This is a genomic window from Bradyrhizobium sp. UFLA05-112 (assembly GCF_053572325.1).
Genome location: NZ_JBANBK010000031.1, coordinates 44,236 through 60,915 on the forward strand (window position 1 = coordinate 44,236; position 16,680 = coordinate 60,915).

At 65.1% G+C, this 16,680-nt stretch carries 12 protein-coding genes; 7 read left to right on the forward strand and 5 right to left on the reverse strand.

Going from position 1 to position 16,680, the window contains the following annotated elements; genetic code table 11:
- Nucleotides 1-7 precede the first annotated feature (7 nt).
- Genes SO180_RS19495 through SO180_RS19505 form a run of 3 tightly spaced genes read right to left on the reverse strand, consistent with a single transcriptional unit; the run spans nucleotide 8 to nucleotide 1,538 of the window.
- Nucleotides 8-271, reverse strand: a complete 264-nt coding sequence (locus tag SO180_RS19495) for a DUF6111 family protein (protein WP_027522823.1) — start codon at nucleotides 269-271, stop codon at nucleotides 8-10.
- Entirely contained in the window at nucleotides 268-939 is a 672-nt protein-coding gene (locus SO180_RS19500) for a CoA pyrophosphatase (RefSeq protein ID WP_449380459.1), read from the reverse strand. The genes SO180_RS19495 and SO180_RS19500 overlap by 4 nt, the downstream gene beginning before the upstream one ends.
- Nucleotides 936-1,538: a DUF1285 domain-containing protein gene (locus SO180_RS19505; RefSeq protein ID WP_449380460.1), complete on the reverse strand. Its 603-nt coding sequence runs from the start codon at nucleotides 1,536-1,538 to the stop codon at nucleotides 936-938. Before SO180_RS19505 ends, SO180_RS19500 begins: the two co-directional genes overlap by 4 nt.
- Before the next feature lie 272 nt (nucleotides 1,539-1,810).
- Here SO180_RS19505 and SO180_RS19510 point away from each other — a divergent pair, with 272 nt between their 5' ends.
- The 6 genes from SO180_RS19510 (at nucleotide 1,811) to SO180_RS19535 (ending at nucleotide 11,788) form a co-directional block, all read left to right on the forward strand.
- The gene (locus tag SO180_RS19510) at nucleotides 1,811-2,809 is read left to right on the forward strand and encodes an AAA family ATPase (RefSeq protein ID WP_449380461.1); all 999 of its coding nucleotides are present in this window, start codon (nucleotides 1,811-1,813) and stop codon (nucleotides 2,807-2,809) included.
- On the forward strand, nucleotides 2,809-3,753 hold the full coding sequence (locus SO180_RS19515) for a DUF58 domain-containing protein (RefSeq protein ID WP_449380462.1): 945 nt from the start codon (nucleotides 2,809-2,811) through the stop codon (nucleotides 3,751-3,753). The genes SO180_RS19510 and SO180_RS19515 overlap by 1 nt, the downstream gene beginning before the upstream one ends.
- Complete coding sequence (locus SO180_RS19520; protein WP_449380463.1) at nucleotides 3,750-6,560, forward strand: DUF4159 domain-containing protein; 2,811 nt, start codon at nucleotides 3,750-3,752, stop codon at nucleotides 6,558-6,560. The genes SO180_RS19515 and SO180_RS19520 overlap by 4 nt, the downstream gene beginning before the upstream one ends.
- 7 nt (nucleotides 6,561-6,567) lie before the next feature.
- Nucleotides 6,568-8,631: a hypothetical protein gene (locus SO180_RS19525; RefSeq protein WP_449380464.1), complete on the forward strand. Its 2,064-nt coding sequence runs from the start codon at nucleotides 6,568-6,570 to the stop codon at nucleotides 8,629-8,631.
- 256 nt (nucleotides 8,632-8,887) lie between these two features.
- The gene (locus SO180_RS19530; RefSeq protein WP_449380465.1) at nucleotides 8,888-9,280 is read left to right on the forward strand and encodes a DUF2946 domain-containing protein; all 393 of its coding nucleotides are present in this window, start codon (nucleotides 8,888-8,890) and stop codon (nucleotides 9,278-9,280) included.
- Nucleotides 9,281-9,433: 153 nt separating this feature from the next.
- Nucleotides 9,434-11,788 (forward strand): TonB-dependent receptor, encoded by a 2,355-nt coding sequence (locus SO180_RS19535; RefSeq protein WP_449380466.1) that lies wholly within the window; start codon nucleotides 9,434-9,436, stop codon nucleotides 11,786-11,788.
- Between the two features lie 86 nt (nucleotides 11,789-11,874).
- On the opposite strand, the gene SO180_RS19540 is transcribed toward SO180_RS19535, so the two are convergent.
- Both SO180_RS19540 and SO180_RS19545 read right to left on the reverse strand, forming a co-directional pair.
- Nucleotides 11,875-14,877, reverse strand: a complete 3,003-nt coding sequence (locus tag SO180_RS19540) for a hypothetical protein (RefSeq protein WP_449380467.1) — start codon at nucleotides 14,875-14,877, stop codon at nucleotides 11,875-11,877.
- Nucleotides 14,878-15,039: 162 nt separating this feature from the next.
- A complete protein-coding gene (locus tag SO180_RS19545; protein ID WP_449380468.1) occupies nucleotides 15,040-15,786 on the reverse strand; it encodes a TetR/AcrR family transcriptional regulator in 747 nt (248 codons plus the stop codon).
- A gap of 56 nt (nucleotides 15,787-15,842) precedes the next feature.
- Here SO180_RS19545 and SO180_RS19550 point away from each other — a divergent pair, with 56 nt between their 5' ends.
- Complete coding sequence (locus SO180_RS19550; RefSeq protein WP_449380469.1) at nucleotides 15,843-16,676, forward strand: sugar phosphate isomerase/epimerase family protein; 834 nt, start codon at nucleotides 15,843-15,845, stop codon at nucleotides 16,674-16,676.
- The last annotated feature ends 4 nt before the right edge of the window (nucleotides 16,677-16,680 follow it).

Sequence of the window (16,680 nt, forward strand, 5' to 3'; positions counted from 1 at the left end):
CCAACCCCTATTTCTCGACGCCTGGCACGAGCCTGCCGTTCTCGACATGCGCGGGGACATAGGTCGAGTTCGGCGATGCGCCCGTGAAATGTGCAAGTCCGACCAGGCTTGCGATCACCAGCACCAGCGCGACCAGCCCGAGGCGGGCGATGGTGTAGACCGGCCAGGACGACTGCACGAACAGGCCCGAGCGCGTTGCGACCAGGAACAGGGCATAGACCGCGAAGGGAACGAGGAAAATTCCGATCTCGGTCAGCGCCGGCCGGATCATGGCAAATAGATCCGCTCATACAGCACACGCAATATCCCGGCGGTGGCGCCCCAGATGTACCGCTCGGCAAACGGCATCGCGTAATAGAAGCGCTCCATGCCGCGGAATTCCTTGCTGTGCAACTGGTGGTTCGCCGGATTCATCAGGAAGGATAGCGGCACCTCGAAGGCGTCATCAACCTCAGAATGGTTGATCACAAGCTCAAATCCCGGCCGGACCCTAGCAACCGTCGGCAGGATGCGGAAGCCGAAGCCGGTGCCGTAGAGATCGAGATAACCGACCGGCTCGACGAAATCGCGCTTTAGTCCGACCTCTTCTTCGGCCTCGCGCAGCGCCGCATCGCGCGGCGAGGCGTCCACCGCGTCGATCTTGCCACCGGGAAAGGCGATCTGCCCGGCATGGTCGTTCAGATGCGCCGAGCGCAGCGTCAGCAGCACGGTCGGCTCGGGCCGATCGATCACCGGGATCAGGACCGCCGCGGGGCGGACCGGCTGCTCGCGCGCAATGATCTCGAGCATCTTGTCGGTGCCGGGATCACCCGACATCGGCACGATGTTGGGATCATAGAGGGCGGGCGGCACGTCGAAGGTCAGCCGCGCCTTGGAGCGGGCGAAGAAATCCGCCGCGCCCAACCGGGCAGGTTCGTCCCTCGGAAACGGCTTGGTCAAAGCGCAGCCCTCACCTGCTCGGCATCCGCCATGGCGAAGAATTCGCCGGCCGACTCGACACCGAACATTGGCAGGCCATCGACCATCCGCTCCTCGCCCATGTCAACCAGATCGTAGTAGAGTGCGCGTGTCACCTTGGCCCAAAGGCCAGAGCGCACGTGCAGATAGGGCGTCAGCCCGCCGTCGTGCGCCTGCTCGAAGCGCAAGCGATGCGCAGCATCGCACCTCACCCAGTCGTCCACATTGGTGCGGAAGCTCAGCACGCGATGGCTGCCCTCGCCCTCCTTCTGCATCTCGACTGCCATGAACGGCGCGTCATCGACACGAATCCCGACCTTCTCCACGGGCGTGACGAGAAAGTGCTTGTCCCCTTCGCGTTTCAGGACAGTCGAGAACAGGCGCACCAGCGCCGGGCGGCCGATTGGCGTCCCCATGTAGAACCACGTACCATCGGAGGCGATTCGAATGTCGAGATCGCCGCAGAACGGCGGATTCCAAAGATGTACCGGGGGCAACCCTTTCTGGGCAGCGCCGGCGTTCTTGGCGGCGGCCGTCAACCCGTCAAGACCCCGATTGCTGCTCTGCCCTTGGTTCGCCATGGTTTGCCCTGACTTTGTCTTTGGCACGATTGGTGCAGGTCTACGTTGTACCTCGGTGAGCGGTTCCACACCGGAATCATCCGGTGTGCAAGGTCGCCACTTCGTGATGCCGTACATATCCCGAAGCCGATAAGGTGGGGATAGGTTAATTCAGCGAATACAGGGCCTTCCTGCAAGTCTAGCATGGGGCCCAAGAGCGAACATGTCACCAGCTGACATGACGTAAGATGACGACGCAAGCGGGCCGCGTGAACGGCTTAAGGAGCTGACGGATGGCGGAAAGTGTCGAAAAACTTGAAGACGTGATCGTCCGCTCGGCGGAGCAGGTGTCGGGACAGATTCGCGCCGCCAAGGAAGCGATCGCGACCGTCATCTTCGGCCAGGACCGCGTGATCGAGAACACGCTGGTAACGATCCTCTCCGGCGGCCATGCGCTCCTGATCGGCGTGCCGGGTCTTGCCAAGACCAAGCTGGTCGAGACGCTCGGCGTCACGCTCGGCCTCGATGCAAAGCGCATCCAGTTCACGCCCGACCTGATGCCGTCGGACATTCTCGGCGCCGAAGTGCTGGACGAGAGCACCGCCGGAAAGCGCTCCTTCCGCTTCATCGCCGGCCCCGTCTTCGCGCAGCTCCTGATGGCCGACGAAATCAACCGCGCCAGCCCGCGCACGCAGTCCGCGCTCCTGCAAGCGATGCAGGAGCAGCACATCACGGTCGCCGGCGCGCGTCATGACCTGCCCAAGCCCTTCCACGTGCTGGCGACGCAAAATCCGCTGGAGCAGGAAGGCACCTACCCGCTGCCGGAAGCGCAGCTCGACCGCTTCCTGATGGAGATCGACGTCGACTATCCCGATCGCGATGCAGAACGGCGCATCCTGTTCGAGACCACCGGCGCCGAAGAGACGCTGGCGAAGGGCTCGATGACCGCCGATGCGCTGATCGCGGCCCAGCGGCTGGTGCGGCGCCTGCCGGTCGGCGATTCCGTAGTGGAGGCCATTCTGTCGCTGGTGCGCTCGGCGCGTCCGGGCCCCGAGGGTGGCGAAACCGGCAAGCTGATCGCCTGGGGACCCGGTCCCCGCGCCAGCCAGTCGCTGATGCTGGCGGTGCGCGCACGCGCGCTGCTCGACGGCCGCCTCGCGCCGTCGATCGACGACGTGCTCGACCTCGCCGAGCCGGTGCTGAAGCACCGCATGGCACTGACGTTCCAGGCGCGCGCCGAAGGCCGCACGATTCCGGACGTGATCCGGCAATTGAAGACACGGATCGGTTGATGGCCGCAGACAACGGGCACACAGCGAAGGAGATCATTGCGATCCGACGTGCCGATGGCGAAAGCCGTACGCTCGCCGCTTCGCTGCCGCGCCTGGTGCTCGAGGCCCGCCGCATTGCCGCCAACGTCATCCACGGTCTGCATGGCCGCCGGCGCGCCGGCTCGGGCGAAAGTTTTTGGCAGTATCGCCGCTTCGTCTCCGGCGAGCCGTCGCAGAACGTCGATTGGCGCCGCTCGGCGCGTGACGATCATCTCTATGTCCGCGAGCAGGAATGGGAAGCCGCGCACACCGTGTGGATCTGGCCCGACCGTTCGCCGTCGATGGCGTTTGCATCAAGGAACACGCGTGACTCCAAGCTCGAGCGCACGCTGATCGTGGCATTCGCGCTGGCCGAGCTGCTCGTCTCCGGCGGCGAACGCGTCGGCATTCCAGGCCTGATGGCGCCGACCGCGAGCCGCAGCGTCATCGACAAGATGGCGCAGGCGATGCTGCATGACGACGCCGAACGGCCGAGCCTGCCGCCGTCCTTCGTACCCTCCGCGCTCGCCGAGACGGTAGTGTTGTCCGATTTCTGGTCGCCGATCGCCGAAATCAGGAGCATGCTTGCAGCGCTCTCCGGCTCCGGCGCCCATGGCACGCTGGTGCAGATCGTCGATCCCGCCGAGGAGACGTTCCCCTATTCCGGCCGTGTCGAATTCGTCGAGCCCGAGGGTTTTGGCGTAATCACGGCGGGGCGCGCCGAAAGCTGGGCGGAGGATTACACCGCGCGGCTCGCGCTGCATCGTGATCAGATTCGCGACGAGACCAACAAGCTCGACTGGCTGTTCGCCACCCACGTCACCGATCGCTCCGCCGCCGAACTGCTGCTGTTCCTGCATGCCGGCATGCAGGTCAGCAAATCGGGCGTGCGCTCGACCACCGTCAAAGCGGGACCCGCCGCATGATCGGAAGCCTGCCGCTCGCCTTCACCGAACCGCTGCTCCTGATCGGGCTCGTCAGCCTGCCGGTGCTGTGGTGGCTGCTGCGCGTGATGCCGCCGCGGCCGCGCCGCATCGAATTCCCGCCGACGCGGCTGCTGTTCGACATCGCGCCAAAGGAAGAGACGCCCTCGCGCACGCCCTGGTGGCTCACCGCGCTGCGCCTGCTCGCCGCGGCGCTGGTGATCTTCGCCGCCGCCGGCCCGATCTGGAATCCGCAGACCGGCCTTGCCAGCAGCAAGGCGCCGCTGATGATCATGTTCGACGACGGCTGGAGCGCGGCTTCGAACTGGGACACGCGGATCAAGGCGGCCGACGAACTGATCGCGAATGCCGACGGCGATCGCCGCGCCATCGCGCTGGTGCCGCTCTCGGAGCCGAACCGCGACATCACGTTGCTGCAAGCAGGCGCAGCGCGCGTTGCGCTGCGACAGCTCGCGCCGAAACCCTATTCCATCGAGCGTGTTGAAACTCTCACCGCGATTGATCGTTTCCTGAAAGCCACCGGTGATTGCGAGATCGCCTGGCTGTCCGACGGCGTCGACACCGGCCGCGGCGAGGAATTCCTGCAAGGCCTGACGAAGACGATTGGAGACCGCACCTTGACGGTGTTTGAAGGTGGCACGCCCTCCCCGCTGGCGCTGGTCGCGGCTGAGAACGCAGCCGCGAAGATGGTCGTGAAGGTGCTGCGCACCGACAGCGGCATTGCCGCCGGCACCGTGCGCGCGCTGGACCAGAAGGGATCGCCGATCGGCGAAGCCCGCTACGCGTTCGCCCCGCAGGACAGGGAGACCGAGGCGTCATTCGACCTTCCGGTCGAGCTGCGCAACGACATCACCCGGCTCGAGATCTCCGGCGAGCGTTCCGCGGGCGCCGTGCAACTGCTCGACAAGCGCTGGCGACGCCGTGCCATCGGCATCGTCTCCGGCGCGACCAGTGAGACGGCGCAGCCACTGTTGGCACCGACCTTCTATCTCACCCGCGCGCTGGCGCCGTTCGCCGACGTCCGTCTCGCCGACAAGGGCGCGCCGCAGCAGGGCATCACGCAATTCCTCGACCAGAAGCTGCCGATGATCATCCTGGCCGATGTCGGCACCATCGCCCCTGAAATCCGCGAGCGCCTCAACGCCTGGGTCGACCAGGGCGGCGTGCTGGTGCGCTTTGCAGGTCCCCGCCTTGCACAGGCCGAAGACGACCTCGTGCCGGTGAAGCTGCGCAAGGGCGGCCGCACGCTCGGCGGCAGCCTGACCTGGGAGAAGCCGCAGCACCTCGCCGCCTTCACCGCGGATGGTCCGTTCACCGGCGTCCCTGTGCCGAAGGACGTCACCGTGACCCGCCAGGTGCTGGCCGAGCCCGATGCAGTGCTGGCGACCAAGAGCTGGGCCTCGCTCGAAGACGGCACGCCGCTCGTCACCGGCGAGCATCGCGGCAAGGGTCTGGTCAGCCTGTTCCATGTGTCTGCCGACATGCGCTGGTCGGACCTTCCGATGTCGGGCACCTTTGTCGAAATGCTGAGACGAATCGTCGACATGTCCGGCTACACCTCCAAGCCCGGCGCCGGCGTTGCCGGTGAGGCCAGCACCGAGACGGTGGCGCCGCTGCACATCCTCGACGGCTTTGGCGCCTTTGGCCCGCCGCCGGCGACCGCCAAGCCGCTGTCGGCCGATTTCCGCGACCGCGCCACATCAGATCATCCGCCCGGCTTCTACGGCCCGGCTGAGGGACCGCTGGCCGTGAACACGCTCGCCGCCGCCGACCGCATCGCTCCGCTCAACACCGCGAGCCTGCGCGCCCGGCACGCGACCTATACCAACGCCGAGCCGCGCGATCTGCGCGGCTGGCTGCTCTCGACCTCGCTGGCGCTGTTCCTGATCGACGCCATCATCGTCGCACTGCTCGGCGGCGGCCTCGCCGCGCTCCTGCGCCGACGCGCCGCTCCCGCCGTGCTCGCGATCGGACTGGTGCTCGCCAGCCTCACGTCTCCCGCACCGTCACGCGCCGACAGCGCATCGGACGATTTTGCGATGAAGGCGGTCTCGCAGACGCGCCTTGCCTACGTCGTCACCGGCAATGCCGACGTCGATTCCATCGTGAAGGCCGGCATGTCCGGGCTGACGCTGTTCCTGGCGCAGCGCACTGCGCTCGAGGCCGGCGATCCCGTCGGCGTCGATCCGGCGCGCGACGAGCTCGCCTTCTTCCCGCTGATCTACTGGCCGATCGTTCCGGGCGCACCAAAACCGCCGCAGGACGCCATCAACAAGATCGACGCCTACATGAAGCAAGGCGGCACGGTGATCTTCGACACCCGCGACGCGGTCGAAGCATCGCCAGGCGAGAACGGCGCCTCGCAGACGCCGGGCATGCAGGCGCTGCGCGAGATCCTGTCCTCGCTCGACGTGCCCGAGCTCGAGCCGGTGCCGCGCGAGCACGTGCTGACCAAGACCTTCTATCTGCTGCGCGACTTCCCCGGCCGCTTCAGCACCGGGCAGACCTGGGTCGAGACGCTGCCGCGCGAGGAAGAGGACGAGAGCGCGCAGCGCCCGGCGCGTGGCGGCGACGGCGTCTCGCCGATCATCATCACCTCGAACGATCTCGCAGGCGCCTGGGCGATCCGTCCCGATGGCCAGCCGATGCTGCCGATGACGCCGGGCGAGCCGCGCCAGCGCGAATTCGCCTTCCGCGCCGGCGTCAACATCGTGATGTACACGCTGACCGGCAACTACAAGGCCGACCAGGTGCACGCGCCGGCGCTGATCGAGCGGCTCGGGCAATAGGAGCGACATGAATTACGGCATCGCGTTCACGCCGCTTGTCCCTGCGATCGTCTTGTGGATCGCGCTCGCCGCGATCGTGGTCATCGCAGCCCTCTTGCTGCTGGCCCGCGCACGTGGCGCAGCGGTGCGCGTCGCGGCGCTGGCGCTGTTCCTGCTTGCGCTCGCAAATCCCTCCTTCACCCGCGAGGACCGCGATCCCCTCACCTCGGTTGCTGCCGTCGTCGTCGACAAGAGCCCGAGCCAGAATTTTGGCAATCGCACCCGCGAAGCTGCCCAGGCGCAGGAGGCGCTGGTCGACAGCCTGAAGCGGATCAAGGGCCTCGAGGTGCGCGTCGTCGAAGCCGGACAGGCCGACGGCGAGACCGACGGCACGAAACTGTTCGGCGCGCTCACCTCCGCGCTCTCCGACGTGCCGGTCGATCGCGTTGCCGGCGCTTTCCTGATCACCGACGGCCGCGTCCATGACATCCCCGCGAATGCCGCGGCGATCGGCTTCCAGGCGCCGGTGCATGCGCTGATCACCGGCCAGAAGAACGAGCGCGACCGCCGCATCGCGATAACGGCCGCACCGCGCTTCGGCATCGTCGGCCAGACCCAGACGATCACCTACCGGCTCGACGACCAGGGCGTCAGCGGCGATCGCGCCAAGGTCACGGTGCGCCGCGACGGCGAGACGATCAACGAGCGCACACTGTCGAGCGGCCAGACCGCAAGCGTCGATGTCGAGATCAAGCATGCCGGCCCGAACATCGTCGAGATCGAGGCCTCGCCGCTCGAGAAGGAGCTGACGCCGGTCAACAACCGCGCCGTCGTTGCGATCGACGGCGTGCGCGACAAGCTGCGCGTGCTGTTGGTCTCGGGCGAACCGCATTCCGGCGAGCGCACCTGGCGCAACCTCCTCAAATCCGACGCCAGCGTCGATCTCGTGCATTTCACGATTCTACGCCCCCCGGAGAAGCAGGACGGCACGCCGATCAACGAGTTGTCGCTGATCGCGTTTCCGACCCGCGAATTGTTCCAGCAGAAGATCAACGAATTTCAGTTGATCATCTTCGACCGCTACGCCCGCCAGGGCGTGCTGCCGATTGCCTATTTCGACAACATCGCGCGCTATGTCCGCTCGGGCGGCGCGGTGCTGGTCTCGGCGGGTCCGGACTATGCCTCCAACACCAGCATCTGGCGCACGCCGCTGGATTCGGTGCTGCCGGCAGAGCCGGTCGGCGTCACCGAGAAGCCGTTCTATGCGCATCTCTCCGACACCGGTAAGCGCCATCCGGTGACGCGCGGCCTCGAGGGCTCCGCGAGCGAGCCACCGCATTGGGCCCGCTTCTTCCGCACCGTCGACACCAGGAATGCGACGGGCTCGCCAGTGATGACCGGCGCCGATGGCAAGCCGCTGCTGTTCCTGTCGCGCTTCGGCGAGGGGCGCGTCGCGCTGCTGCTCTCCGACCACATCTGGCTGTGGGCGCGTGGCTATGAGGGCGGCGGCCCGCATCTCGACCTGCTCAGGCGGATGTCGCACTGGCTGATGAAGCAGCCCGATCTCGACGAGGAGGCACTGCGCCTCCAGGTGCAGGGCAAGGATCTCGTGGTGGTGCGCCAGACGATGTCGGACAGCGTGCAGCCGGTGACGGTGACCTCGCCCTCCGGCGTGACGCGCGACCTCACGCTCAATGCCGGCGACCCCGGCGAGTGGCGCGCCAGCCTGCCGGCCGGCGAGCTCGGTCTCTGGCAGGCCACCGACGGCACGCTGAAGGCGCTGATCAATGTCGGGCCGACCAACCCGAAGGAATTTTCGGAGGTCACCTCCACCACCGAGACCTTGAGGCCGCTGACGCAGGCGACCGGCGGCGATGCCGTGCGCGTCGTCGACGGATCGAGCGTCGAGCTGCCACGCGTCGTGCCGGTGCATTCCGCCTCCATCTTCCACGGCGACGGCTGGATGGGGGTCAGGATGCGCGATGCCAGCGTGGTGAAGGGCGTCGGCGTGCTGCCGATCTTCGCCGGGCTGATCGGGCTGCTCTTGCTGCTCGGAGCATTCGCCGCGACCTGGGTGCGCGAAGGGCGCTAAAGCGCGATGAGATTGGGATGAATCGTCATCGCGCTTTAGGTTATTGTTTGAGCATGATCTTTTCGGAAAACCGCTCCACACTTTTCCGGATCATGCTCTAGGACTACGAATTCCGTTGCATGAAGATCACATCGGGAGGCCGGCCACAGCGGCCGCGCCTCCCGCAGTTGACATGCGCGCCACGATCCTGCGATGTTACATTGTAACATCGTGATGGCCGGGGGATTGGCCCTCGCGATGCGGGGTGCGTTTTCCAATGAAGTGGTTCCGCTCGAACATCAGGCACGGTGCCCGGCTCGCGATCTTCGCGATGCTGGTGCAGTTCGCGTTGACCTTCGGCCACAGCCACTGGTTCGCGCGGGCTGCCCCGCTGCTCCAGTCGTCGCAACAGGCGAGCGGCATCGCGTCCGTCGATCGTGCAGCGCTACAGAAGCAGGCACCGGCAAATCCCGACCACGACCAGCAGGGCGACGACAATTGCGCGATCTGCGCCGTGGTCGCGATGGCGAGCACCGTGGTGTTCGCGACGCCGCCGCTGCTGCATCTGCCGCAGGCGGTCGAATTCCTCTACCGCACCACCGATGCCGAATTCATCCATCTGAAGTCGGCCAGCCACGCGTTCCAGCCGCGCGCGCCTCCCGCGTCCTGATCTCTCCAGCATTGAGCAAGCCTGGATTCGTTCGCTTTTGACACGCGGACGAGCACCCGGGAGCAGTTGAGGTCGAATTCCGTCAGATCAAGACGGCAGGTCGCCACGTACCCGCACATAGCTGTTGGTCGGCGCCTGATTGGAATCAGGACAATGACATCTTATCCAAGACGCGCGCAGCGTCTGAGCGGAGCGAGCTGGCTCGTGCTCGGCCTTGCCGCGACCCCCGCCATCGCACAGGACAAACCCTCCACAGAGCTACCGGCGGTCGAGGTAACCGCACCAAGCCCGATCGTGCGCAGAGCGATCGTGCCGGCGCGCCCGACGACGCGCGTCGCGCGTAGCGCCCCCACCCGCCACCGCGAGCATCCGCCGGAGCCAGCAGCAGAACCGGCGCCCGCCACGCCCCAGCAGGGTGTGCTGCCGGTCGTCACCAACCAGTTCGCAACCGTCACCGTCGTACCCAACGACGAGATCCGCCGCGACGGCGGCGGACAGCTCGGCGACCTCCTTTTCGCAAAGCCCGGCATCACCGGCTCGAGCTTCGCACCGGGCGCGTCGAGCCGGCCGATCATCCGGGGGCTCGACGTCAACCGTGTCGGCATCGTCGAAAACGGCACCAATGCAGGCGGCGCCTCCGATCTCGGCGAAGATCACTTCGTTCCGATCGATCCGCTCGCGACCAATCAGATCGAGGTGGTGCGCGGCCCCGCCGCCTTGCGCTACGGCTCGACCTCGATCGGCGGCGTGGTGAGCGCGACCAACAATCGCATTCCCGATGCCCTGCCCTCCTGCGCGCCCTCGTTCCAGAGCTACGGCATGCCGGCCAAGGCACCGCTCGCCACCGCTGAAACCTCGCCTTGCGTGACGGCCGAGACCCGCACCTCGTTCAGCTCGGTCGATCGCGGCGTCGAAAGCGGTCTCCTGCTCGATACCGGCGGCGGCAATTTCGCATTCCATGCCGATGTCTACGGCCGGAAGACGTCCGACTATTCGATTCCAAGCTATCCTTATTTGTTCGACCAGACGCGGCCGGTCGGCAGCCATCAGCCGAACTCGGCGACACAGGCTGACGGTGCGTCGATCGGCGGGTCCTACATCTTCACGGGCGGCTTCATCGGCGCGTCGATCACACAGAATGACGCACTCTATCATATCCCCGGCATCGATGGCGCGGATCACCAGACCCGCATCGACGCGCATCAGACCAAGATCAACGTCAAGGGCGAATACCGCCCCGATGCCGCCGCGATCGACACTATTCGCCTGTGGATGGGCGCCACCAACTACCGCCACAACGAGCTCGGGCTCGCCGATCCCGCCGACCCGACGACAGACGGTGTCCGGCAGACCTTCACCAACCGCGAAGAGGAGATGCGCATCGAAACGCAGCTGATGCCGTTCAATGCCCGCTTTGCCGAAGTGACGACCGCGTTCGGCTTCCAGGCCGGCCATCAGGAGCTGACGGCACCGAGCCCGGATAATCCCGGCACGCTGTTCAACGGCCTGTGGGACCCGAACCGCAACTATCGCGTTGCCGGTTACACCTTCAACGAGTTCAAATTCAGCGACCATACGAGGGCGCAGATCGCCGGCCGCGTCGAGCGCGTCGAACTGCACGGTTCGACGCCGGACTTCCCTGCGGATTTCCTGCCCGACGGCACGCCACAGACGAGCATCGTTCGCAATCCGTCCTTTACGCCGAAGAGCGGCAGCATCGGCCTGTTGCAGGATCTTCCGGGCGGCATGGTCGGCAGCATCACCGCGCAATATGTCGAGCGCGCACCAAAGCCTGCCGAGCTGTTTTCGCGCGGCGCGCATGATGCGACCGCGACATTCGACATCGGCAATCCGAACCTCACCATCGAGACGGCAAAATCCGTCGAGATCGGCCTGCGCAACGCCACGGGGCCGTTCCGCTTCGAGGCGACCGCCTACTACACCCACTTCGACAACTTCATCTATCGCCGGCTCACCGGCGTGATGTGCGGCGACGACTTTGCCTCATGCGGTACGCCGGGTGCCGAAGTGAACCAGGCCGTCTACTCGCAGGCGAACGCGAACTTCCGCGGCGGTGAATTCCAGTCGCAGCTCGACGTCGGAGCTATCCAGGGCGGGATCTGGGGCATCGAGACCCAGGGCGACGTGGTCCGCGCCACCTTCACCGACGGCACCAACGTGCCGCGGATTCCTCCCTTGAGGATGGGCGGCGGCCTATTCTGGCGCGACGACAACTGGCTGATGCGCGTCAACCTGTTGCACGCCTTCCCGCAGAACAACATCGCCGCGATCGCAGAGACGCCGACGCCGGGTTACAATCTGTTGAAGGCGGAAGTCAGCTACAAGACCAGGCTCAAGCCGAACGCCTTTGGCGCGCGCGAAATGCTGGTCGGTCTCGTCGGCAACAACCTCCTCAACGAGAACATCCGCAACTCGGTCTCCTATACCAAGGACGAGGTGTTGCTGCCCGGCATCGGCGTGCGCGCATTCGCGAACTTCAAGTTCTGAGCGCGATCAGATCAGGGCCGCCAAGGCGTGAGGGAATGCGCTCCCTCGCGCCTTGCGCGCGGCGTCTCGCGAGCTTGCTTCATCGTTCAACAGCTAATGACCATTCGCTGAATCTTCGAACGGTCATGCCTGAGTGCGAAAACGGATACGAGCAACCGATCCCTGCACGCCCTCATGAGCAGTTCGCCGACCTGCCGCTCGCGTGTCTTGAAGGAATGCGTCGTGCAACAGTCGGCGAGCACAAAGCCCTCCAGTTCGCCGAAGCAGTCGAAGATGATCTCGGCGACCTTCCCTGAGTACTCGACGACGTCGAGGCAGGGACTTGGGACTTCGACCGGCGCGCCATTCGGTGACGGTGGAATGGCATTAGGATCGCCCCCAAGCCCGGCGACGCGGTCCGCCAGAAATGCGACATACCGCTGCAGCACTGCAAACCACCGGTTTGACGGCGCGGTCTGCTGCAATCGCCATTTCATGATCGCCAGCGTGTCTTCCTCGGGGCGCAACATCACGGCAGACGTCGAGACCGGAATCCTGATCTGAAACGTCCCGATGACATATCGCCAGGAAAACGGTTGGCGCGGGACGGCGACGTCCGGATTGGCATTTCTCTCGCGCGTCGGCCTCTGGATCGGAACGTCGCGTTTCGAGACCTGCCGCCCCACGCGCCTGACGATGACGTTGAATTCCTCACCGGTGACGACGGTGGTGGGAAGGTCCACCGTGAGGAGACCCGCGAAGTTTTCACCCGCATTCATCGGAATCGGCACATAGGTGACGCCGCCCGTGATCTTGCACTGAACCGTATTCGTGTCTCCTGCCGTCAAGGCGTGTGCAGGATAGAGCTGCGACGCAAGGGCAAGCACGTCGGAGGCCTGAACCTGCGGCCAATAGATCGAGGCGACGCTCCCGCGTGGAATTTTGCCCCAGTCGATCATCAACTCGTCGACCTCTGTCTTCCGGCTGACCATGGCGCTCGGCCGGATATCGAATGTTTGCGGGATCCGATGCGTCGAGGCCGGCCCGGGATTGTCTGAGACCGTCACCTGGAGATTGCGCTGGGCCAGCTTGTCCGAGGCCTCGGGACGTGACCCGATGAAGATCGGGGCATCGTCGAATGCGATCTGGGCCACCAGACAGTGGTGAGTTCCCGCAAGCCACGCCAGGGCCTGCTTGCCGTCGATCACGTTGGCGGAATCATAAAGGTTCAGGAAGCACCCGTAATAGACCCAGATATTGTCCTTCCCGCTCGCGATCTCGATGTCGCGGTTGTTGACGCCTCCGTTGTCGTAATCGGTGTTGCCGGCAAGATTTCCGGTCGCGAAGAACGGTAGCGTGACGTGACCGGCGCCGACTTGGGGCGAACCAGGCAAGCCCGCCGCGTCCGGATTGAAGGGGTAGGTCGTGCTCGTTTGATAGTCCGTATCGGGGCTCTGCGTCACGAACAGCCTGAAGAACACACGGGCATTTTTGGCTTCGCCTGCCGGTCCCGCTGTACCGCGCATGCGGACTCTCGCCACCGCGAAGTTGTAGTTGTTGAAGATCTTGAACGTTGGCGGGAACGTGGGAGTGAGCTGGATCGTGAATGGAGTCACGGAGGAATCGGCCTGCAGCGCCGCCCCCTGGCTCGGGAGAATCGAGTTGAAGGGGTCGGCTCCTGCCGGGTCGCTGAAGTTATTGTTCAGGAACGTGAGCAGGTCCTGGATGTAGGTGAACGCGCCGTTGACGCTGTCACTTGCAAAGGCCGGCGCACCGGCAACCGGATGCTGGGACAGGCCGGGCGTCGCAGTGAAGACCCTGAGGTCCTGGCTCAGATAGAAAACATTGTTCTGGGTCGGATCGACATTGGTGAAGTAGGGGTCTGCACCCGCCACTAATTCGAACAGCGTCGAAGCGTTCGTGCCCGGCACCCTGTTGCCATCGGTCGCAAGGAACGCATCAAGTTCAAAAGTCTGACTGCCGGACGTCGGGAAGTCCGCGAGCGCCACACTCGAGAACGTGATGTCGAAGGGAACTCGAATCCTCTGCTGGGCTCCGGGATCTGCACCGTTCTCGAAATCGATGTTCGGGTTCTGCGTGATCGTGACCCCGTTCAGGTTGGCGAACGCTCCCGTCGGCAGCGGCACCGTGACGTTGAGAGAGCTGAACGTGTTCTTGCTGAATCCGTCAACGACGAGCCAGAACGCCTGCTCGAACGTCCCGCCGCTGGTGTTGATGACATCCTGCACCTCATCCTTGCCGAAGGTGTCCTTGTCCACCAGGAAGGTCAACGTTCCCGTCGGAAGAATGCAGGCGTTGTCCGCCTTGCTCCAGTAGGCCTGGACGGAGCAATTGACGCCGTCGACGTCAATCGTCGCGAACTGGTTGTTGCAGGTGTCGCCGATCTCGTCGTTGGTGACCGTCGTTCCGTCGGGATTGGTGCCGTTGACCAGGATGCTGTTGTTCGAGGTATCGACGTCGGGGTTGGTGCACGCCTCGATCAACTCGTGGGAAAAGACCTTGGTGACGCAATTGTGCCCCGTGAGCGAGCCCGTATTGTCCACCCACGCGTAGTATCCTGTGACGCCCTTGTAGGTGAAACTCTGGTGCTGCCCGACGAAGTTGTTGGTCGTCGTCAGCTTGTTGTTGATGCCCGGCGGCACGATGACGGCGTAGAAGCGGTTGTGGCCGGATGCCGGCGGCGGCATGCTCGTATGGTCGAGCCGGTCCTTGAGCATCGTCTTCACGTCATCGTCGGTATACTGATCCACCGGGCTGGTGCTGTCGTTGAGGTCGGTGAAGATCAGCGTGCCCTGCGCGACGCCGCGATACTGGCGCAGGCCGCCCATGTAGGGGCCCGTGAGAATGCCGATAATCGCTTGCTTGTACTCGTCGCTGGAAGGAGACGGAGCAGGCGTCGTGGTCCAGAAGCTGCCCCAAAAGACCAGGATCACCTCGACGTCGGTCAGCACGCGTCCGCCGCCGTCAGTCGTGCTGGTCACCGTATAGTCTGCGGAAAACTGCTCATCGCCGGCTCTCGGTTGACTGTCCGGATGCGCGCGCTCGACGATCCCGCTCAATTTTTTTGATCGGCTGGCCTTCCTGGGCATCTCTCCCTCCGCTCCACTGGCCACCCCGTTTGAAGACTACTACCTGTACGGGAGTTCCAGTGTGAAGTGGCTCACCAGCCATCACACGTCGGGTACATCAGCGCCAAGATGCGATCATCGCGCAGAAGACAATCGATGGTGCCGCCTCCTCCGCGTCCGAGGTCATCGATCCTTTCTGACGTAGCGCCAGAGCAGGTCGGCGATCTCGGCGCGGCGCTGGGCTCTCGCCTTTGGCGATGACATGTCGAAGGCGAATTGCGCCTCGAAGGTATGACGGTTGGCGACCGAGAAGAAGCTCAGCGCGTTCAGCGTCATGTGCAGTTCGATCGGGTCGATGCCCGGCCGGATCACGCCGCCGGCGACGCCGCGCTTCAGCACATCGGCGATCTGGCTGATGCTCGGCTGCGTCATCTCCTTGAGCTTCCGGCTGACCGCGATGTGCCGTCCGCGATGGATGTTCTCGATCGACACGAGGCGGACGAACTGTGGATGGGCCTGGTGGTAGTCGAAGGTGAATTCGGCGAGGGCGCGGATCGCAGCTTCCGGCGCCAGGGCTTCGAGGTGAAGGCCCTCCTCCGCGGCGCGCATCCCGGCATAGGCCATCTCCAGCACCGCGATGAACAGCTCTTCCTTGGAGTTGAAGTAGTAGAAGACCAACCGCTTGGTGACGTCGGCGCGCGCGGCGATCGCATCGGTGTTGCTGCCGGAGAGGCCGTTCTCGGCGAACTCCTCGAAGGCGATGTCGAGGATCTCCTGCCGTGTCCGCTCGCGGTCGCGCCGCTTGATCGGCGCAGGCTTGGCCCCCCGCGCGGGCTGCTTCTTCACGCTTGGCATCTGGCAGTTCGGCCCTTCGCTGCGGCCGCATGCCGCCTCGCCTCCATCAATAGCCCAATCGAAGGCACTTGACATCAATTATCCCGTCGATTAATTACTAATTATCCCACTGATTAATTATGCAGGCGATGATGACCCCGCTCGGCTTGGCCCACCTCACCGCATTGCCGCTCGCGCCGGCCACGCTGGTCGCCGAGGCTGCGCGGGCCGGCTTTTCCGCGGTCGGATTGCGCGTCATCCCGGCAACCAGCGATGGGCCGGCCTATCCGACAGAGGTCGGCACCGAGGCCCACCGCGCGCTCAAGCGCGTGCTGGTTGGCGAGGGCGTGCGGGTCAGCGACATCGAGCTCGTCCAGCTCACACCCGCCCTCGACGTCTCCTCGCTTGCGAGCCGTCTCGAGGCCGGAGCCGATCTCGGCGCCGCAGCGGTCATCGCTTCCGGCGACGATCCGGATGGGCCCCGGCTCACCGCGCATTTCGCCGAGCTCTGTCAGCTCGCCGCATCCTTTGGCCTGCGCGTCGACCTCGAATTCATGCGCTGGCGCGCGATCGGCAGCCTGCCGCAGGCCGCAGCGGTCGTGCGCGAAGCAGGCCAGATGAACGGCGCCATACTGGTCGACGCGTTGCATCTGACGCGCTCGGGTGGCCGGGCCGCCGATCTGATCCCGCTTCCCGACCAGTGGCTGCGCGCCGCGCAACTCTGTGATGCCACCGCCGTACCGCCAGCAACGGAAACCGCCATCATCGCCGAGGCACGCGAAGGACGGCTGCCGCCCGGAGATGGCGCCTTGCCGCTGGGTGCACTCCTGGAGGCGCTTCCTGCCGACACCAGCCTCAGCGTCGAAATGCCGTTGCGGGCGCTGGATGCAAGAGAGCGGATCGCCACGGCATTCAACGCAACCAGGCACTTGCTCGAAGGCTGGCCCCGCGGCGCCGGACGCCGCGGCTGTCGCGGCTGGGCCTAACCAA

Coding starts and splice junctions, on each gene's coding strand:
- SO180_RS19525 (WP_449380464.1), top strand. CDS start 6,568: ATGAATTACGGCATCGCGTTCACGCCGCTTGTCCCTGCGATCGTCTTG.
- SO180_RS19515 (WP_449380462.1), top strand. CDS start 2,809: ATGGCCGCAGACAACGGGCACACAGCGAAGGAGATCATTGCGATCCGA.
- SO180_RS19520 (WP_449380463.1), top strand. CDS start 3,750: ATGATCGGAAGCCTGCCGCTCGCCTTCACCGAACCGCTGCTCCTGATC.
- SO180_RS19545 (WP_449380468.1), bottom strand. CDS start 15,786: ATGTCAAGTGCCTTCGATTGGGCTATTGATGGAGGCGAGGCGGCATGC.
- SO180_RS19535 (WP_449380466.1), top strand. CDS start 9,434: ATGACATCTTATCCAAGACGCGCGCAGCGTCTGAGCGGAGCGAGCTGG.
- SO180_RS19495 (WP_027522823.1), bottom strand. CDS start 271: ATGATCCGGCCGGCGCTGACCGAGATCGGAATTTTCCTCGTTCCCTTC.
- SO180_RS19505 (WP_449380460.1), bottom strand. CDS start 1,538: ATGGCGAACCAAGGGCAGAGCAGCAATCGGGGTCTTGACGGGTTGACG.
- SO180_RS19540 (WP_449380467.1), bottom strand. CDS start 14,877: ATGCCCAGGAAGGCCAGCCGATCAAAAAAATTGAGCGGGATCGTCGAG.
- SO180_RS19550 (WP_449380469.1), top strand. CDS start 15,843: ATGACCCCGCTCGGCTTGGCCCACCTCACCGCATTGCCGCTCGCGCCG.
- SO180_RS19530 (WP_449380465.1), top strand. CDS start 8,888: ATGAAGTGGTTCCGCTCGAACATCAGGCACGGTGCCCGGCTCGCGATC.
- SO180_RS19510 (WP_449380461.1), top strand. CDS start 1,811: ATGGCGGAAAGTGTCGAAAAACTTGAAGACGTGATCGTCCGCTCGGCG.